At 61.7% G+C, this 18,859-nt stretch carries 17 protein-coding genes and 1 tRNA gene; 9 read left to right on the plus strand and 9 right to left on the minus strand.

What is annotated here, in order from left to right; genetic code table 11:
- The first annotated feature begins 1 nt into the window (after position 1).
- A complete protein-coding gene (gene tgt / locus ACT53S_RS16050; protein ID WP_476067715.1) occupies positions 2-1,132 on the plus strand; it encodes a tRNA guanosine(34) transglycosylase Tgt in 1,131 nt (376 codons plus the stop codon).
- A 42-nt stretch (positions 1,133-1,174) separates the two neighbouring features.
- On the opposite strand, the gene ACT53S_RS16055 is transcribed toward tgt, so the two are convergent.
- A complete protein-coding gene (locus tag ACT53S_RS16055) occupies positions 1,175-1,609 on the minus strand; it encodes a DUF4864 domain-containing protein (protein WP_113377659.1) in 435 nt (144 codons plus the stop codon).
- Positions 1,610-1,848: 239 nt separating this feature from the next.
- On the opposite strand from ACT53S_RS16055, the gene ACT53S_RS16060 reads away from it, so the two are divergent.
- The 3 genes from ACT53S_RS16060 to ACT53S_RS16070 all read left to right on the plus strand — a co-directional run bounded on the left by ACT53S_RS16060 (position 1,849) and on the right by ACT53S_RS16070 (position 5,813).
- Positions 1,849-4,335, plus strand: a complete 2,487-nt coding sequence (locus ACT53S_RS16060) for a glycoside hydrolase family 3 C-terminal domain-containing protein (RefSeq protein ID WP_476067716.1) — start codon at positions 1,849-1,851, stop codon at positions 4,333-4,335.
- 103 nt (positions 4,336-4,438) lie between these two features.
- Entirely contained in the window at positions 4,439-5,194 is a 756-nt protein-coding gene (locus ACT53S_RS16065; protein WP_476067717.1) for a metallophosphoesterase, read from the plus strand.
- Between the two features lie 58 nt (positions 5,195-5,252).
- Positions 5,253-5,813, plus strand: coding sequence for a hypothetical protein (locus ACT53S_RS16070; protein WP_476067718.1), 561 nt, complete (start codon positions 5,253-5,255; stop codon positions 5,811-5,813).
- Between the two features lie 205 nt (positions 5,814-6,018).
- Here the strand turns inward: ACT53S_RS16070 and ACT53S_RS16075 are convergent, their stop codons facing one another.
- From ACT53S_RS16075 to ACT53S_RS16105, 7 genes are all read right to left on the minus strand, one after another.
- On the minus strand, positions 6,019-6,837 hold the full coding sequence (locus ACT53S_RS16075) for an MBL fold metallo-hydrolase (protein WP_476067719.1): 819 nt from the start codon (positions 6,835-6,837) through the stop codon (positions 6,019-6,021).
- A gap of 10 nt (positions 6,838-6,847) precedes the next feature.
- On the minus strand, positions 6,848-7,633 hold the full coding sequence (locus ACT53S_RS16080) for a TatD family hydrolase (protein ID WP_476067720.1): 786 nt from the start codon (positions 7,631-7,633) through the stop codon (positions 6,848-6,850).
- Positions 7,634-7,637: 4 nt separating this feature from the next.
- Positions 7,638-9,191, minus strand: coding sequence for a methionine--tRNA ligase (metG, locus tag ACT53S_RS16085; protein WP_476067721.1), 1,554 nt, complete (start codon positions 9,189-9,191; stop codon positions 7,638-7,640).
- 168 nt (positions 9,192-9,359) lie between these two features.
- The gene (locus tag ACT53S_RS16090) at positions 9,360-10,385 is read right to left on the minus strand and encodes a DNA polymerase III subunit delta' (RefSeq protein WP_476067722.1); all 1,026 of its coding nucleotides are present in this window, start codon (positions 10,383-10,385) and stop codon (positions 9,360-9,362) included.
- Complete coding sequence (gene tmk / locus ACT53S_RS16095; protein ID WP_476067723.1) at positions 10,382-11,071, minus strand: dTMP kinase; 690 nt, start codon at positions 11,069-11,071, stop codon at positions 10,382-10,384. Before tmk ends, ACT53S_RS16090 begins: the two co-directional genes overlap by 4 nt.
- Positions 11,072-11,197: 126 nt before the next feature.
- Complete coding sequence (locus ACT53S_RS16100; protein ID WP_142070848.1) at positions 11,198-12,370, minus strand: D-alanyl-D-alanine carboxypeptidase family protein; 1,173 nt, start codon at positions 12,368-12,370, stop codon at positions 11,198-11,200.
- 56 nt (positions 12,371-12,426) lie between these two features.
- Positions 12,427-13,494, minus strand: a complete 1,068-nt coding sequence (locus ACT53S_RS16105; protein WP_476067724.1) for a septal ring lytic transglycosylase RlpA family protein — start codon at positions 13,492-13,494, stop codon at positions 12,427-12,429.
- Between the two features lie 267 nt (positions 13,495-13,761).
- Here ACT53S_RS16105 and ACT53S_RS16110 point away from each other — a divergent pair.
- From ACT53S_RS16110 to ACT53S_RS16120, 3 genes are all read left to right on the plus strand, one after another.
- A tRNA-Ser gene (locus ACT53S_RS16110) sits at positions 13,762-13,851 on the plus strand.
- A gap of 233 nt (positions 13,852-14,084) precedes the next feature.
- Positions 14,085-14,669: a hypothetical protein gene (locus ACT53S_RS16115; RefSeq protein WP_476067725.1), complete on the plus strand. Its 585-nt coding sequence runs from the start codon at positions 14,085-14,087 to the stop codon at positions 14,667-14,669.
- Between the two features lie 412 nt (positions 14,670-15,081).
- Entirely contained in the window at positions 15,082-15,207 is a 126-nt protein-coding gene (locus tag ACT53S_RS16120) for a hypothetical protein (RefSeq protein WP_476067726.1), read from the plus strand.
- Between the two features lie 14 nt (positions 15,208-15,221).
- Here the strand turns inward: ACT53S_RS16120 and ACT53S_RS16125 are convergent, their stop codons facing one another.
- Positions 15,222-16,676 carry a cobyric acid synthase gene (locus ACT53S_RS16125; protein WP_476067727.1) on the minus strand — a complete coding sequence of 485 codons (1,455 nt, stop codon included), beginning with the start codon at positions 16,674-16,676 and terminating at the stop codon, positions 15,222-15,224.
- Positions 16,677-16,920: 244 nt separating this feature from the next.
- Here ACT53S_RS16125 and ACT53S_RS16130 point away from each other — a divergent pair, with 244 nt between their 5' ends.
- Both ACT53S_RS16130 and ACT53S_RS16135 read left to right on the plus strand, forming a co-directional pair.
- Positions 16,921-17,049 carry a hypothetical protein gene (locus ACT53S_RS16130; protein ID WP_476067728.1) on the plus strand — a complete coding sequence of 43 codons (129 nt, stop codon included), beginning with the start codon at positions 16,921-16,923 and terminating at the stop codon, positions 17,047-17,049.
- Between the two features lie 633 nt (positions 17,050-17,682).
- Positions 17,683-18,681 (plus strand): ABC transporter substrate-binding protein, encoded by a 999-nt coding sequence (locus ACT53S_RS16135; protein ID WP_113377603.1) that lies wholly within the window; start codon positions 17,683-17,685, stop codon positions 18,679-18,681.
- Positions 18,682-18,859 lie beyond the last annotated feature (178 nt).

Here is an 18,859-nt window from a genome sequence, read left to right on the forward strand (position 1 = left end):
GATGTCCGAGAATTTCACATTCAATCTGAAGGCCGTAAGCGGCAAGGCCCGCCTCGGCGAGATCACCATGCCGCGCGGCACGATCCGCACCCCGGCCTTCATGCCGGTCGGGACCGTCGGCACGGTCAAGGCCATGTATCTCGACCAGGTCAAGGAAGGTGGCGCCGACATCATCCTCGGCAACACCTATCACCTGATGCTGCGCCCCGGTCCGGAGCGTGTCGCCCGCCTCGGTGGTCTGCATGAACTCATTCGCTGGCCCGGCCCGATCCTGACGGATTCGGGCGGCTTCCAGGTTATGTCGCTGTCTGGCCTGCGCAAGCTCGACGAGCAGGGCGTCACCTTCAAGAGCCATGTCGATGGTAGCTTGCACCATATGTCGCCGGAGCGCTCGATCGAGATCCAGGGTCTGCTCGACAGTGACATCCAGATGCAGCTCGACGAATGCGTGGCGCTTCCCGCTGAACCCCGCGAGATCGAACGTGCGATGGAAATGTCGCTGCGCTGGGCCGAACGCTGCCGCGTCGCCTTCGGCAATCAGCCGGGCAAAGCCATGTTCGGTATCGTCCAGGGCGGCGACCAGCCGGCCTTGCGTATCCGCTCGGCGGAAGGCCTGAAGCAGCTGGACCTCAAGGGTTACGCCGTCGGCGGCCTCGCGGTCGGCGAGCCGCAAGCTGTGATGCTCGACATGCTGCGCATCACGCTGCCGGTGCTGCCCACGGAAAAGCCGCGCTACCTCATGGGCGTCGGCACGCCGGACGATATCCTAAAGTCGGTCGCCGAAGGCATCGACATGTTCGACTGTGTCATGCCGACCCGCTCCGGTCGCCATGGCCTGGCCTTCACGCGCCGCGGCAAGGTCAACATTCGTAACGCCCGCCATGCCGAAGACATGCGCCCGCTCGACGAACAGTCGAATTGCCCCGCGACCCGCGATTATTCGCGTGCCTATTTGCACCACCTCGTGCGCTCCAACGAGGCACTCGGCGGCATGCTGCTCTCCTGGAACAATCTCAGCTATTACCAGGAACTGATGCAGGGTATCCGCCAGGCAATCGCCGAAAATCGCTTCGAGGACTTCAAGGCGGAAACCATCGAGATGTGGAACCGCGGCGACATCGACCCGGTGTGAGCAAGACGAGGGCAGGGCGCTCGCTCTGCCCCCTTGAACACCTCAAATGCCTTGGCTGGAAGTCTCGCGTTTTATCCGCACACCATTGATGGCGAAATTCCCGTCCTTCTGGCGTTTGAGCTCGTAATAAACGGCCCAGTCTTTCCCGTCGGGCGCCGAAATCAGGACCTCCTGGAAGGCAACCGTGCCGTCAGGCGAGACCTGATTGCGACCGAAGGCATAATTGCCCGGCCGGTAAACTGGCCCGTAGCTCTTCTTCACCATCTCGAAGAATCGTTCGGGATCGGGAAACACCGATTTGATCTCAGGCGAGGCGAAGGAGTAGGCCGTCGCCGCATCGTCATTCAGAAAGGCGGCAATCTGCTGCTCGATGACTCCTTTGGCGAGACCTGCCGGGTCCGCCGGGACCGCCTGTTGGGCGCCGGTCGACGTCCCTGTCAGTACCGCCACCAGAAAAAGGGCCATTCCAATCCGCATGCGCATCGTGATTCCCCTCATGTTTCAGTCATATCGAATGGAAGAATAGGACGATTCGGCTGGTCGGAAAGGTGGAGGGGGCATTTCTTGTGCGCGTTCTCGATTTCGTGACTGCAAGACGGCGAATTCCCTAGCTTCCATCTGGACAGATGCATTCCGCGGACGGTTTAAAGGGTCAGGCTCCCGGGCACTGTATCGTTGCCGCAAAGCGAGGAGCGAAATGGATCAGGGAGAGCATCATGATCGACACGCTTCTGGACCGGATGACGCTTGAGGAGCAGGTTGCCCTGCTGGCCGGCGCCGATTTCTGGACGACGGTCGCTGTCGAGCGTCTCGGCATCCCCAAGATCAAGGTCACCGACGGGCCGAACGGCGCCCGCGGCGGCGGTTCCCTCGTGGGCGGCGTCAAATCCGCCTGCTTCCCCGCCGCCATCGGCATCGGTGCGGCCTGGAACCCTGACCTCGTGCGCGAAATGGGTGTGGCGCTGGCCGAGGAGGCGAAGACCAAGAGCGCCCGCGTCCTGCTCGCCCCGACCGTAAACATCCATCGCTCGGGCCTCAACGGCCGCAATTTCGAATGCTATTCCGAAGACCCGATGCTGACTTCCGCGCTGGCCATCGCCTATATCGAGGGCGTGCAGTCGCAGGGCATTGCCGCCACGATCAAACATTTCGTCGCCAATGACAGCGAAGTAGAACGCCAGACCATGTCGTCCGATCTCGACGAACGCACATTGCGCGAGATCTACCTGCTGCCTTTCGAGGCGGCGGTGAAGAAAGCAGGCGTCTGGGCGATCATGTCCTCCTACAACCGCCTGAACGGTGTCTGGACCAGCGAGAACCACTGGCTTCTCAACGAACTCCTGCGTGAGGAATGGGGCTATGAAGGCATTGTGATGTCCGACTGGTTTGGCTCGCATACCACCGAGGCCTCGGTCATCGGCGGCCTCGATCTCGAGATGCCAGGTCCGACCCGTGACCGCGGCGAAAAGCTGGTTGCCGCCGTTCGCGAGGGCAGGGTACCCGCCGAAACCGTGAAGGCCGCAGCCCGCCGCATCCTGTTGCTGCTGGAGCGGGTGGGAGCCTTCGCCGATCCTGCTATGGAAGAGGAAAAGGCCATTGATCGCCCGGAGCACCGCGCGCTGATCCGCAAGCTCGGCGCCGAAGGCATGGTGCTCCTGAAAAACGACGGCATACTGCCACTCGACAAGTCGGCCCTCGACCGCATCGCCGTTCTCGGCCCCAATGCCGCCGAACCGCGCGTCATGGGCGGCGGCAGCGCCCAGATCAACGCCCATTACAAGGTGAGCCCACTCGAGGGCATCAAGGGCGCCTTGTCGGGCACCAACCGCGTCATCCACCTCAAGGCATGCCGCAACAACCGCCTGACCCAGATGATCCGTGGCGAGGTCTCCGTCGACTTCTTCCATGGCCGAGACTGGGCCGGGCCGGTCATCCAGCGCTCGACTGCGGAGGAAAGTCAGTTCTTCTGGCTCGACATGCCGGACGCCTCCCTCGATCCGCGCAATTTCTCCGCCCGCATCACCACGCGATTCCGTCCGGACGAGAGCGGCACCCATGTCTTCGGGCTCACCAATGCCGGCCTGGCCAAACTCTATGTCGACGGAGACTTGTTGGTCGATGGAGAGACGGGCTGGGCCCGCGGCGACAATTTCTTCGGCCTCGGCAATTCGGAAATCCGGGTGGAGAAGGCACTGGAGGTTGGCCGGACCTATGAGATCCGCGTCGAGTATCGCGCCCTTCCGGAAGGATTCGAGGGCATCAATATCCGCGCCCTGCGTTTCGGTGTGGAGTTGCCCACCAGCGATGCGGCCATCGCCGAAGCCGTCGAACAGGCGAAATCCTGCGACGTCGCAATCCTGGTGGTCGGCCGGGAAGGGGAGTGGGACACCGAAGGCCTCGACCTGCCCAACATGCGCCTGCCCGGACGCCAGGAAGAGCTGATCGAGAAGGTCGCCGCCGTCAATCCGCGCACTGTCGTGGTACTGCAGACCGGAGGCCCCATCGAAATGCCCTGGCTCGACAAGATCTCCGCCGTCATCCAGGCCTGGTATCCCGGCCAGGAAGCCGGCAATGCCATCGCCGACGTGCTCTTCGGTGACGCCGAACCCGGCGGCCGCCTGCCGCAGACGTTCCCAGAGCGTCTTGCCGACAACTCCGCCATATCGGGCGATCCGAAAACCTATCCCGGCAGGGACGGCCATGTCGTCTATGCGGAAGGTCTGGCCGTCGGCTATCGCCACCACGACGCCGATGGCGCAACGCCGCTCTTCCCCTTCGGTTACGGTCTGTCCTACACGACCTTCGACTGGTCCGCACCGCGCGCTTCCAGCCACGAGATGGGTCCGGATGGCGTCGCCGTGGAAATCGACGTCACGAACACGGGTAACCGGGCAGGGGCCGAACTCGTGCAGCTCTATGTGAAGCCAAAATCCTCGCGCCTCCCGCGCCCAATCAAGGAACTCAAGGCCTTCGCCAAGCTGCACATCTCAGGCAGCGCCACCGCAACAGCGAAACTGTCGATAGCCGTCCGCGACCTCGCATACTTCGATCCGAACGCCCGCTCCTGGATCGCCGAAGCCGGCGACTACGACCTGGTGATCGCCGCCAGTGCCGAGGATATTCGGGCCACGCTACCGCTCAGGCTTTCGACCGAATGGCGGGAAGGGGTTTCGGCCCCGCCTCTGCCTGCCGTCGTCGACTGATCCGCTGCGGCGGAGGTTCGCCAACCTCCGCCGTCTCTTGCCGTGCCGTGAAATTTGATTAGAAGGCTTGCATGTCTTCGAACCCGTTGCGGATCCCTTGAGCATGCGCCTTTTCCTCGGATCCGATTTCCACGTCGATTACCGTGAAAACCTCGACTGGCTGCGCGCGCTGTCCCGCGCCGATTTCACCGACGACGTCCTGATCGTCGCCGGCGATCTCTCCGACGAATTGGACCTCGTGAAAACCTGCTTCGACGAACTCGTGCCGCGCTACCGAAAGCTGCTCTTTCTGCCCGGCAATCATGACCTCTGGACGGCGAGAAGCGGGAAGGGGCCATCCTTCGAAAAGTTCGAGACGCTCAACGCGCTCTGCCACGTCTACGGCATCGAGACGCGCCCGGTTGCCTTCGGCAAAACCCTGATCGTGCCTTTGCTCGGCTGGTATGATTATTCCTTCGGCGAGCCCGGCCCGACCATCCGCCGCGGCTGGATGGATTTCTACAAATGCAATTGGGAAGGTCTCACACCGGCAGACGTCACCGCCCGTTTCGACGCCATGAACGTGCTCCCGGACACTTCAAGCTTCGACGCCGTCTACAGCGTCTCGCATTTCGTTCCCCGCATCGACCTGATGCCGGCCCGCTATCCGGAAAAGCACAAGGCGCTGTTTCCGGTGCTTGGCACGGACCGCCTGGAGCGCCGCATCCGCTCGCTCGGTTCTACGAAGCATTTCTACGGCCACAGCCACCTGAACCGCAATAAACAGATCGACGGCGTCACCTACATCAACAGCGCCTTCGGCTACCCCAAGGAAACCGAGATCTCGGCCAAGACCATTCTGCACGTCGCGGACCTCTAAAGGCGGCGACTTCCATCTGGGGGGATGAAATAGCGTCGCAGGGCGGGAAAGGATTCGAATGGAGATGACGCTGGAGACACTGCAGTCGCTCGCATTACCTGCCGCAGCCACAGCTGCCGCCGGCTACATCCTCATGCTTAGTCTTGTAAGGCTTCGAAGGATGATCTTTCCAACAGTGAGACATCGTTTTGCCGCGTCAGACCTGCCTCAAGACGTTTTCCTGCCAGCAGCCGGCCGATATGGCATCAGCGTCGTGATCCCGCCATTGACATTCCTTGCCGGTACGTCGCACTTCTCCGCGTCGTTTACGCTCAGAAACCGCGACACCGGTGTTCCATCCATCTACCGCTCCTATGGTCGAGCGCTGTTCCAAGTGAAACGATCGGACATGCAGGGACGACGAACCATTCCGCTCGGCTCATTCACATGTGAGGCTCCGGGCCTCTTTGAGGTCGTCTGCCTCAATCCGGAGGTTGTGCGGGAAAGCTATGAACTGGAAATCTCACCGCATGTGTCGCCAATCCGGCTCATCGGTTTGATCCTGACGACGATTGCAGCGTCCACCGCACTAATTGGCGGCTTGGTTCTGTCCGTCCTGCGGATCAGCGGAACGCTCTGAGCGACGCTGATCATCCAAGGCGAGTGGCGTCGGATGGAAAGGCAGCGTGGCAGCTGGGAGGGGACCATCTGGAGCCTGTCCGTCCTACACACAAAGATCGCATAAGATAGATTATGGAACTTAAGATATGACCACAGACTGGCGAGAAGCCTATGAACCTATAAGAAGCACGGCATCCTGAACCGGATTCAACCTCTCAAGATCCTCAGATATCCAGTTCAAATTCCACGACTAACTGGTCGTGGCCAGGCTCCACATGATCGGGCGTCTCGGCCATCACGATGTCATAGTCGAGCGGCGTATGCATATGCGTGAGCACGCTGCGCTTCGGCGCAAACCGTGCGATCCAGCCAAGTGCTTGCTCGAGCGACAGATGGCTCGGATGCGGCCTGTATTGCAGCGCGTCGATGACCAGCAGGTCCAGACCATCAAGCTTGGCGACGGTTTCCTCCGGAAAGTCCGAGACGTCGCAGCAATAAGCCACGTCACCGATTCTGAGACCAATCGAGATGATGTCTCCATGCTGCTGCTTCAGCGGCAGAAGCGAAATAGTCCCACCGGCGCCAGTCACGGTGATCGGCTGATCGAGATCCTCGATAATGACAGGATCGACGATCGGCGGATAGTTGCTGCCCACAGGCGTCTTCAGACAATAGCCGAAGCCTTCCTCGATCCGGCTCATCGTATAGGGTTCGGCATGGATCGGAATGCGCTTGTGCTGGCTGTGAAAATAGCCGCGCAGGTCATCAATGCCATGCAGATGGTCGGCATGGGCATGGCTGTAGACCACGGCATCGATGAACTCGACCTTGGAACGGATCATCTGTTCGCGAAAATCCGGCCCGGTATCGACAACAATGACCGTCTTGCCGCCATCCGGCCCGATCTGCTCGATCAGGAACGACGCGCGTGTTCGCCGGTTCTTCGGATTGTTGGGGTCGCAATTGCCCCAGTCGCCATTGATCCTGGGCACGCCGGGAGACGAGGAACAACCGAGCAGCGTGAACCGGCGCGTGACCTTCATCAAAGCTCCCTCAAGCCAACCGCGGCATTTTCGAAAAACAGCGGAAGGCATTCTCGGTGGTGATATCAGCCATCTCCGCGTAGCTCACGCCCTTGACCTCCGCCAGAACCTCCGCCGTATTCACCACATAGGACGGCTCGTTGCGTTTTCCACGCCAGCGCTTCGGCGCCAGATACGGCGCATCCGTCTCGACCAGCAAACGGTCCATCGGCACGCTTTTCGCGATCTCGCGCAGCTCTTCCGATTTCGGAAAGGTCACGATACCGGAAAAGGAGACGTAACCGCCGAGCGCCACACCCGTATCGGCCAGCGCCTGGCCGGAAGAGAAGCAATGCAGGATGAAAGGGAAGGCCCCCTTCCCTGTTTCCTCGGTCAGTATATCGGCCATGTCCTCGTCGGCGCTGCGGCTGTGAATGACGAGCGGCAGCCCCGTGCGCCGCGCCGCATCGATATGGCGGATCAGGCCCGTCTTCTGGTCTTCGGGCTTCTGCGTGTCGTAGAAATAGTCGAGCCCGGCCTCGCCGATCGCCACGATCTTCTCGTGGCTCTCGGCAAGCTTCACCAGTTCGTCCGCTGTGACATCCAGCTCGTCGCCAGCATTGTTCGGATGCGTACCGACCGAGCAGAAGACACTCGGATAGCGCTCCGTGAGTGCCAAGAGCGTCTCGAGCTTCCTGACCCGCGTCGAGATCGTCACCATCTGCTTCACGCCGGCCTGATGCGCCCGCGTGACGAGCTCGTCGCGCTCGCTGTCGAAGTCGGCGAAGTCCAGATGGCAATGGGTATCGATCAGCATCGTGTCAGGCCTTCGCCGCGTCCGGGGCGACATAGCGCGGATAGACCGGCGCCGGCGCCGGCAGTTCCGTGCCCGGCTGCAACCGTCCGGCAGCGCCAAGCTTGGCGAAGACGCGATCTGCTTCCGCGACAGCAACGAGATCGAGGATTTTCGCCGAGGATGCAGGCATGATCGGCTGGAACAGGATCGCGATCTGGCGAACGACCTCAGCGGTCACATAAAGCACCGTGCCCATGCGCGCCTCGTCGGTCTTCTTCAAGACCCACGGTGCCTGCGCCGCGAAATAGCGGTCGGCCTCGTTGACGATGTTGATGACGGCAGCGACCGCCTTGTGGATCTGCTGCTTGCCCATCTCCTCGCGGCAGATGTCGATCGCCTCGTCGGCAATCTTCAGGATCGCCTCGTCTTCCGCGGTGAGCGGACCGGGTATCGGCACCCTGCCCTCGCAGTTCTTGTTGATCATCGACAGCGAGCGCGAGGCGAGATTGCCGATGCCGTTCGCGAGATCGGCATTGATGCGCGTGCCGATGCCCTCTTCCGAATAGCTGCCGTCCTGGCCGAAGGAGACTTCGCGCAGGAAGAAGTAGCGCACCTGGTCGAGGCCGAAATGGTTCACGAGGTTCACCGGATCAACGACATTGCCGAGCGACTTCGACATCTTCTCGCCCTTGTTGAGCAGGAAGCCATGGGCATAGACCCGCTTCGGCAGCGGCAGGCCCGCCGACATCAGGAAGGCCGGCCAGTAGACGGCGTGGAAGCGGATGATGTCTTTGCCGATGATATGCACGTCGGCCGGCCAGTATTTGGCAAGCGGGCCGTTCGTATCTTCGACATAGCCGGTGGCGGTGATGTAATTGGTCAGCGCATCGACCCAGACATACATCACATGCTTGTCGTCGCCGGGCACCTTGATGCCCCAGTCGAAGGTCGTGCGCGAGATCGACAGATCCTTGAGACCCGACTTGACGAAGGAAATGACCTCGTTGCGACGCTCGTTCGGACCGATGAAATCCAGCTGGTCCTCGTAGAGTTTCAGGAGCTTGTCTTCATAGGCCGAGAGCTTGAAGAAGTAGCTTTCCTCTTCCACCCATTCGACCGGCGTGCCCTGCGGCCCGTAGCGCACGCCATCGGCGCGCAACTCGGTTTCCTCTTCCTGGTAATAGGCCTCGTCGCGCACCGAATACCAGCCGGCATAACCGCCCTTGTAAACGTCGCCATTCTTCTCCATCCGCCGCCAGACTTCCTGGACGGTCTCATGATGGCGCTTCTCGGTCGTGCGGATGAAATCATCATTCGACGCATTAAGAAGCTTTCCCATATCGCGGAATTCATTGGAGTTCCGCTCAGCCAGCGCTTCCGGCGAAATCCCTTCGGCGCGCGCAGTCTGCTGCATCTTCTGCCCGTGTTCGTCCGTACCCGTCAGGAAGAACACGTCCCGGCCGTCGAGCCGCTGGAACCGCGCCATGGCGTCCGTCGCGATCAGCTCATAGGCATGGCCGATATGCGGCTTGCCGTTCGGATAGGAGATGGCAGTGGTGATGTAGAAGGGATCGCTCATGGCTTCTTGTTGTCTTTTCGTCGGTTGCGATGTCACGGGCCGGACACTGGCGGCGCAAGAAGGCCAGCCAGGAACGGCGACGACAAATGGGGTCGAACGCTCTTAAAACATTCCGGCGGCTTTAGGAACATCCGTTTTGCTGCAGCGCCACGCAGCGTGTCGTGAGGCTCAGCGAACGATCGCCGACAACACGTCGAGGATCGTCTGCTTGCGGTCGAGGTTGTAGGCCGAGGCCACAGTGAGTTGCTCGTTGATTGTCGAAGTCAGACGCGCGTAATGCTCGGCCGCACCGAGATCGCCGGAGAACGCCCGCCGTCGCGCGGTTTCCGCCAGATGGTCCCCCAGATGCTCGACAAAGAAACCGAAGGCGACATCGCTGTCCTTACCCGACAGCGCATCTGCGATCTTGAACATCATCTTGCGCTGCGCTGGCCCCGATGCCGACAGCATCTGCTCAAAGGCGTCCAGGATATCGGCGCCGCCGTAATTGACGAGTTTCAGCGCCCGCGCGACGCTGCCCTTGGCGAGCGAAAGCACCGCCTCGCGCTTTTCTGCGGGGATAGACAACCCCAACTGGCCAAGTGCCTGATCCATCGACTGCGGATCAAGGTCCTGCAGTTTGAGCGGCAGGCACCGCGAGCGGATGGTCGGCAAGAGCTTGCCCGGCGCATGCGACAAGACGAGGAACATCGCCCGCTTCGGCGGCTCCTCGAGGATCTTCAGGATCGCATTGGCGGCATTCCGGTTCAGATCGTCGGCGGGATCGATGATCACGATTCGCCAGTTCCCCGTGCCCGAGGTCTGGCTGAAGAAATGCCCCGCCTTGCGCACTTCGTCCACGGTGATTGCCTGTTTCACCCGACCGGTCTTGTCGTCCACGGGACGCGCGAGATGCAAGAGGTTGTGGCTGGCGCCCGAGGCAATCTGACGGCTGATCGGATGCTCCGGATCAGGATCCGCCATCACGCCGGGTGCCGTTGCGGGATCGGGATGACGAAGGACATGGTTGGCGAAGCGAAAGGCGAGTGTCGCCTTGCCGATCCCTTCCGGCCCCTCGATCAGAATCGCGTGGTGCCCCTTCCCCGACCTGTAGCTGCGCGCGAGAAACTCTTCGGCCGCAGCATGCCCGAACAGACGGGTATTGAGGGCCGGCGCAATCGCCCCATCCAGCAGGCCTGCTTTCTCCTCGCTCATCGGCCCGCCGCCTGGTCATTGCGGGCACCGCGCTGCTGCGCCATCACCAGCGTGACGTCGGCCAGAATGTCGCGCGCGATCCGCTCCACGTCGAGGCTTGCATCGATGACCCGGCACCGCTCCGGTTCGCGCAGCGCAATGTCGAGAAAACCTTGGCGGCGCTTCTCATGCACCTCCGTGCGCTCCTTTTCGAAGCGATCCGGCTGGGCGGAGGTCGGCGTCGCCCCTGCCCGGCGCCTTGCCCGGTCGAGCCCGACGGACGCCGGAAGATCGAGGATCAGCGTCAGATCCGGCATCGTGCCTGCGACCGATACCCGCTCCAGCACCTCCATCAGCCGCGGCTCCAGATTGCCGGTGACCCCCTGATAGACGCGAGAGGAATCGACAAAGCGGTCGCAAAGGACCACCTGACCCCGCGCCAGCGCCGGACGCACGAAGCAGGCGAGGTGATCGGCCCGGGCGGCAGCGAAGAGCAAGGCCTCCATGCGGATCCCGAAGGGTTCGGCCGCCCCGGAGAGTAGCACATGACGCAAAGCCTCCGCCCCCGGCGACCCGCCCGGCTCCCGCGTCACCACGACGTCGTGCCCTAGCTCGCGCAAGACTTCCGCCAGCAGGCGGATCTGGGTCGATTTCCCGGCCCCCTCGCCTCCTTCGAAACTCACGAACAATCCCGGACCGGTCGCCAATGCCTTGCCTTCTTCCCGCACTCTTTGGCGCGTATCGCCATTTGCCGTATCGGCTCACCCAGTGCCTCTACCCCAAGACGGCGTCAAACAAAACCGTCGAGCATGCTGCCGGACTGCTTTTTGCCCTCACAGCCAGAAGAACAGAAGCTCGATCAGCGCGTCCACCGCCCTTTGCCGCAGGGTTCCCACCTCGACCGCATATGCGCTTTGGAGCGGCACCGACAAGAGTGGGCGGTCACCGGAAAAAAGGTTCAGCACGGCAATTTCGGCACCCTTCGAAACGGGGGGGCTGAGCGGCCAGCGATAGACGATCCGGGCCTGCAGTCGCTCGGGATTGTCAACCGGGACATAAACCTCGACCGGCGTCCGCGCCACCAGCGGCACGGTCGATTGCGCGCCGCCATAGACGCTGGCTTCGCCGATCACCTCGTCCTTGTCGAACAACCGCCGCATCTCGAACCCGTCAAAGCCCCAGTTGATCAGCCGTGTTGCCTCCTCGGTGCGCTCCTTGTCGCTCGCCAGACCGCCCAGCCCGAGAAAGAGCCGCCGTCCATTGCGCTCCGCCGAAGCGACGATGGCAAAGCCGCTGCCGTCGGCAAAACCGGTTGCAAGCCCATCGGCCCCCATGCCGAGCAAGGGGTTGCGGTTGCGCTGCAGGATCTTGTTCCACTCGAATTCCGGAATGGAGAAGGTCTTGTAGAGCTCGGGATAGCTGCGCTGGAGATGCTGCGCCAGTCTTACGAGATCAACGAGCGTGGAGCGATTGTCGGGATGCGGAAGCCCCGTGGCATTGGCAAAATGGCTGTCCTTCAGCCCCAGCTCCGCCGCCCGCGCATTCATGCGCTCGACGAATTTCGCCTCCGAACCGGCCATGCCTTCGGCCAGGATCAGACAGCCGTCATTCGCGGTCTGCACGGCAATGCCCTTCACCAGATCGGCCACCGGCACCTGGCTCTTCACGGCCGCAAACATGGTCGAGGTCCGCGAGGGCGCCCCACCCGTGCGCCAGGCAAATTCGGAGACGGGATAGACTTGATCCGGCCGGATCTCGCCCTTGCCCAGCGCCTGAAACACAATTTCGAGCGTCATGAGCTTTGCGAGAGACGCCGGCGCAAAACTCTTACGCTCGTCTTTCGCCAGAAGCACGGTGCCGGTCGACGCCTCGATCAGATAGGCCTGTCCCGCCTTCGTTTCCGTTGCGCTGGATTTCGCCACCTCTTGCGCCAACGTCGATGCCGGGGCGGAGACGACGAGGCCGAGCATCACCAGAACGGCAAAAAAGGGAAAGCGGGAACGCATGATCAAACTTGGCTCTGCTGGCGCTGTGGGAGCTATGGTCCCCTCGCCCGCCGCAGTCAAAGCCCCTTCGAAAGGGTGATTCCGCCTTTGGCAACCGAGGAGAGAATCGAGCTCTCGGTGAGGCCGCCATTGCGCACGAGAATGGCGTCAAAGGCAAGCGCGCCGGACGGGCGCCCGACCTCGGCATAAGCCGCAGCATAACCGGATCCGTCATAGCCGGGAACGTGATGCGGCCGGAATGCGGGAACGGGACCAATGTCGGGAAGTGCGGCAAAGACCTCTGCCCCGCCGGATGCCATGCCCTGCGGCGCCGCCGATTGCGACATCAGCAGCTGCGCGTCGAGTGTATGGGCAAGAGCCCCACCACTCGGTGTGGAGCCCGAAAGCGCCGTCTGGTAAACTGGCTCTGCCAGCGGCCGGTACTGCGGGACCGCGACGTCGTTCGAGGCCACCATCACGCCAGACGCAATGTCGCCTTGCGGATCGACCACGGGTCCACGCTCGCCCTTTTTGACGTAGGAAGCCATCAGATAGGGCATGTCATGCCCGTCCATCCGCGCCGGCCCGATATACTGGACGCGAACCTTGCCGGTGCCGCTATGGGCCATGTCCAGCATGTCGGCGGTCTTGTTCGAAAGATCTATCAGCCGTCCCTTGTGAAACGGGCCACGGTCATTGATGCGCACGATGACGGAACTGCCATTGGTGAGATTGGTCACGCGGGCATAGCTCGGAAGCGGGAGCGTCGGATGGGCGGCCGAAAGATGTTCTTTGTCGTAAAGTTCACCATTGGCCGTCATTCGCCCATGGAAGGCGTCTCCATACCACGAGGCGATCCCGACGGCGTCGTAGCGCGGGTTTTCCTTCGGCACGAAGGTCTCGCCCTTCACGACATAAGGCTTGCCGACCATGTAGCGTCCGCCACCCTTGGGCACGGGGCCACTGGCGACCAGACGCGGGCTTGCCTTCACCCCGTAGATGGATTCGGCGAAGAACTCTTTCGAACGCTTGGGTTTTCCCGCCGTCTCTTTGGTGGTCGAACAGGAAGCGGCAAAGGCACACATCAGCGCCACACCCAGCCATCTTCCACCCATGGCCAGCCGGCCGCCTGTGCTCGAATGCATATGTCCCACTTCTGATCAAACGGGCCGGACGGCATCCCCTGCCATCCCGGGAAAACCCCGCCCGTACGCCTGCGGGATCGAGAAGGCTGTGGAAAAGTGGCCGAATTGGGAATTGTGGCGCCGGCGATCCGACACAAATGAGATCATGGTAAGCACATGGTTAACGCGCTGCATGTGTGCGCCCATGCGATTACCCGCCGGCGGGAACAAAGACCCGAACAATCGCCCTTGCCAAATCCGTAGCCTTTGCCCATAACGCCGTCCACGGGAAGAGTGTCCGAGTGGTTTAAGGAACCGGTCTTGAAAACCGGCGTGCGGGAGACCGTACCGTGGGTTCGAATCCCACCTCTTCCGCCAGATCTTCGATTGTCCATACCGAAGACATGGGCGGTCCCTGCACATCGGCAGGTCGCAACCAGCCGCCCTTCCCAGCCGTTAACGCCCTATTTCAAGTCAGACACATCCGCCGATATAACGTTTCGCTAACGATGTCTCGCCCGCGATTGTTTCATCCGAAACCAATTGGCGAGGCGCGGGTTTGGGGATAACCGGCTGCCTCCCGGCGGCCGGCCATCTGAGGAGGAAATGTCATGCAAAAACGGATGAGTATATGCCTCGTCTCGGTCGGCCTGATGGTCCTGTCGGGAACCACTTCCCACGCCGGCGGACTGTCAATCGGCGGTGATCGCGGTATCAGCGTTGATGTCGACACAAGGGATGGTCTGGGTGCCAGCGCTTCTGTCGGAGGTCGCAGCGGGGTAAATGCTGATGCCAAGGTCGGAGGGAGCCGCGGCCTTGCAGATGTCGACGCTTCCGTTGGAGGAAGCCGCGGCGTCAACGCCAGTGCAAATGTCGGCACGCGCAATGGGTTGACCGCCGACATCGATGCGTCGCTCGGAGGCAGCCGCGGGATCAACGCTTCGGTGGGAGCCACCGTCGGAGGCGGCAGCACCGGAGCGGACGTCGACATCGGGATCGGCGGCAATACGCCCGGCACGGGGCCGAACGCCCCCGGCGGCGGCGGTCTGACGGCACCCCAGCGTCAAGCACTCCAGGATATGTCCGCGGATGATCGTCGCAAATTGCTCGTGCGCTGCGGCAGCGTCACCTCCAGCCGTTACGATGCGCAACTGGTCGAACTCTGCCGTCTGCTGCGACTGAGCGCGGCCCGCTGATCTCAAACGGGGCCGACCGCGCTGCCGCTCGGCCCCGACCTCCCGCCTGCCTGCGGCATTTCTACTGGATCCTTAAAATGCAAGTAATGGGCTTAGCAGCCCTCGAACCGGTGGGAGGATATATTTGCTTCCAGGTTTAGGGCGTGGGATCCAAGATGCGTGTGATGATCCTGGTAATGATTGCTGCGGTGTTCAGCATTCTGGCGATCAAATTTTCGGAGAGTTCCCTCAGTGGCGGTCGTCTCACGGCGTCTCCAAGTGAAGTGGCGCTAGGCTAACGTCGGCCAAAGACGCCACGTTGCAGATATGCAACGGCGACAGCATAACATCGCCAACACATTGCTATTCCTCAACCCATCGGAACTGCTTTTGCCGCAATTGCATTGTCGAAAGACAAGCAGGAGCAAAAACAATGAGAATGATCTTCATCCTGCTGGTCGCTTCGGTGCTCAGCATATTGGCGTTCAAATATTCCAACAACTCTCTTGGCGGTGGCGAGCTGATGGCGTCCCCCATGGATGCTGCACAAACGTCTTGAACGACAACGAAAGCCTAGTCCAACAGGCTCTTCAGCCAGTCGGCGGACAGATGGCTTTCGAGCTCTGCCGCCACATCGTCGAGTGCGGCATCGACAAGAGCCCGGTAGTCCACACCGCCTCCCACAATCCCAAAGCTCTCGAGAAGCCTTTGCCGATAGGCGTCGCTTGAGAACAGCCCGTGCAGATAGGTACCGGCGACCCGGCCGTCCGCAGACCCCGCTCCGTCCGGCCTCCCGTCAATGGCAACGGGCGCACGTGCCTGGTCCGGTCCTTCGGTCACGCCCAAATGGATCTCATAGCCGGTCAGCGCCACATCGTAGTCAAGCGAGCGCGCCACGCTGTTGCGGACCGTTTTTTCCGCCGCCATCACCGTATCGACGTCGAGATGCCCCAATCCCTCGACTGTGACAGGCGCGCCCTCCAGTCCCAGCGGATCTGCGACAGTGCGGCCGAGCATCTGATAACCACCGCAGATCCCGATCACCCGGCCGCCGCGCCGCACGTGACGTGCCAGATCCCGATCCCAGCCATTCGCCCGCAGTTCCGCAAGATCGCCGATCGTCGACTTCGAGCCCGGCAGGATGACCAGTCCGGCGTCCGACGGCAGAGGATCGCCGCCGCGCACAAAGACGAGATCGACCTCCGGCTCCAGCCGCAGCGGATCGAGATCGTCGAAATTGGCGATCCGAGACAACACGGGCACAGCGATTTTCAGTGCCCCGCCCTGCCCGCGGACCATCCGCTCCAGCACCACGGAATCCTCCGCCGGCAAACGGCTGGCGGCTTTCAGCCAGGGCACCACGCCAAAGCAAGGCCAGCCGGTAAACCCGCCGATGGCAGAAATACCCTCATCGAACAGCGTCACGTCGCCGCGAAACTTATTGATGATATAGCCGCGGATCTGCTGCCGGTCCTCCTCCGGCAGGATCGTGTGCGTCCCCACCAATGAGGCGATCACTCCGCCACGGTCGATGTCGCCGACCAGCACCACCGGCACCTCCGCCCGGGTCGCAAACCCCATATTGGCGATGTCACCGGCTCTCAGATTGATTTCCGCGGGCGAGCCGGCTCCCTCAACGATCACAAGATCGCGCCCGTTTGCCACCTGCCGATAACTGTCGAGCACCGCAGCCATCAACTGCGGCTTCAGGCGCTGATAGTCCCGCCCTTTGGCCTGGCCGAAAACCCTGCCCTGGACGATGATCTGACTGCCCGTCTCTGTCTGGGGTTTCAGAAGAACCGGATTCATGTGGACGCTGGAGGGAATGCGCGCTGCCAGCGCCTGCAGCCACTGGGCTCGTCCGATCTCACCGCCGTCATCTGAGACGGCGGCATTGTTCGACATGTTCTGCGGCTTGAACGGAGCGACCTTCAGTCCCCGATTGGAGGCCAGTCGGCAAAGGCCGGCGACCAGTATCGTCTTTCCGACATCGGAGCCTGTTCCCTGCAACATTATGGCCTTCGTCATGCCGTTCTGTCCTGTCTGCGTCGCTCGTTATTCGCCATGTTTTGGGCGCGTTTGCCGCGCTTTTGCCCCAAATGCCGCCGCAGATGCGACACTGCGACAGCCTGTCGCGCTCCCGCCGCTCACAATCGTCGATTTGCGACAACCGATGACGGTTTGCGCTCTGGCGCATTCACGACGAAAGGATTATCTGCGACATCGAGACCGGCGCTCCGGAAGAGAGCGCGGCACCCTTGAGGAAACACCCATGCTCTACATCCTGCACAATCGCAATAGCCTCGCCATCGCCTGGAACGGCCGCGCCCCGTCGAATACGCAGGTCGCCCGTTGGGAAGTGCGCGATCCGCGTCACCCGCTGGTTTCGACGAAGCGCTGAGAAGGTTCGAGCCACGAGTTGGCCCCCGGGCCCGGGCGGCAATTCGCTCTGCCCGAAAAAACAAACGCCCCGGGACGCAATACAGGATCCGGGGCGCAGCCGACGAAAACACGCCATCGGCCCTCTCATCTATCGTTACAGGCGTTACCGGATCGTTATCGGGATCCAGTTCAAGAAATTTTTTTGATTTTTTTCACGCGAGCCCACCGAGGGTATCGCAGAGGCTGGTTGCCGCAGTTGAGACAACCGGCGTCTTTTCTGGAGGCGCAGCAAAACAGGATTTTCGTTCCTTCCCGTTTGCCTGCTCGTACTGTGTGCACTCCGTCTCTTCATGCCTGCTAAAATGCGGCAAATTAAGTCGCAGCAATGCTTTGCCGCACGGACTGCGGTCATGCTGCGCGGTCGCAGGTGGTTGATTTCTGAAATCAAAGACGTAGGCTGTCCTGGCGATACGCGGTCGGCCGGGCATTAGGCTCCCCATGACAAGATCCGGTCGCCAGGGATGCAGCGGCCGGCAAGACGCGTTCGGACGGGGCATTCCGCAAGGGAAAACCATTGGCGGAACGGTCAGCAGTAGCCGTCACCGCCCGTTCCGATGAACGCTGCTAGATAAGACTGGGAGGTCTTAACTCCATGAAGAAGCTCCTCGCTTCCACACTTCTCGCCGCAGGGCTTTACGCAGTCGCAGGCTCTGCCCAGGCTGCCGAATGCGGCGATGTATCCATCGCCGAAATGAACTGGGCTTCGGCCGGCGTTGCCGCCTATGTCGACAAGATCATCCTGGAAAGCGGCTATGGCTGCACCGTGACCGTCGTCACCGGTGACACCATGCCGACCTTCGCCTCGATGAACGAAAAGGGCCAGCCGGACATGGCTCCGGAATTCTGGGTCAACGCCGTGCGCACCGCGCTCGATCAGGCCATTGCCGAAGGCCGCCTGATTCAGGCTGCTCCGCTGCTTTCCGACGGTGGCGTCGAAGGCTGGTGGATCCCGAAGTTCATCGCCGATGAACATCCGGACATCAAGACGGTCGAGGACGCCCTGAAGCATCCCGAACTGTTCCCGGCTCCGGAAGATCCGTCCAAGGGCGCCGTGACCAACTGCCCGTCGGGCTGGAACTGCCAGGTTTCGACCGCCAACCTCTACAAGGCGCTGGGCGCCAAGGACAAGGGCTTCGAACTGGTCGACACGGGCTCGGCTGCCGGCCTCGACGGCTCGATCGCCAACGCCTTCGAAAACAAGAAGGGCTGGCTCGGCTACTACTGGGCCCCGACCGCCATTCTCGGCAAGTATGAAATGGTCAAGCTCTCCTTCGGCGTAGACCACGACAAGGCCTCTTGGGATGCCTGCACCGCCGTTCCGGACTGCCCGGATCCGAAGGTGAACGCCTATCCGGTGTCCGACGTCTACACCGTCGTCACCAAGGGCTTCGCTGAAAAGGCCGGCGTCGCCATGGACTACGTGAAGACCCGCAAGTGGGACAACCAGACGGTCGGCAAGGTCCTCGCCTGGATGGAAGAAAACCAGGGCACCAATGAAGATGGCGCCAAGCACTTCCTGGAAACCTATCCGGAAATGTGGACCACCTGGGTTGCTCCTGAAGTCGCAGAAAAGGTCAAGGCGGCTCTCTGATTGCGGCTGACGCAATTGGCTGCGGCGGGTCATGCACCCGCCGCACTTTCCGGGGCGGCAGTGTGCCGCCATTCGAGGCTTCTGACGTCGCAGACGGCATGAATTCCCGCGCGGAACTCGGTTAGCCTGTCGTCCGTGATGCGGACCGAGGCGACAGACGCAGCGCCGCAACTACCCT

The sequence above is a fragment of the Allorhizobium sp. DMC15 genome, from assembly GCF_056314065.1.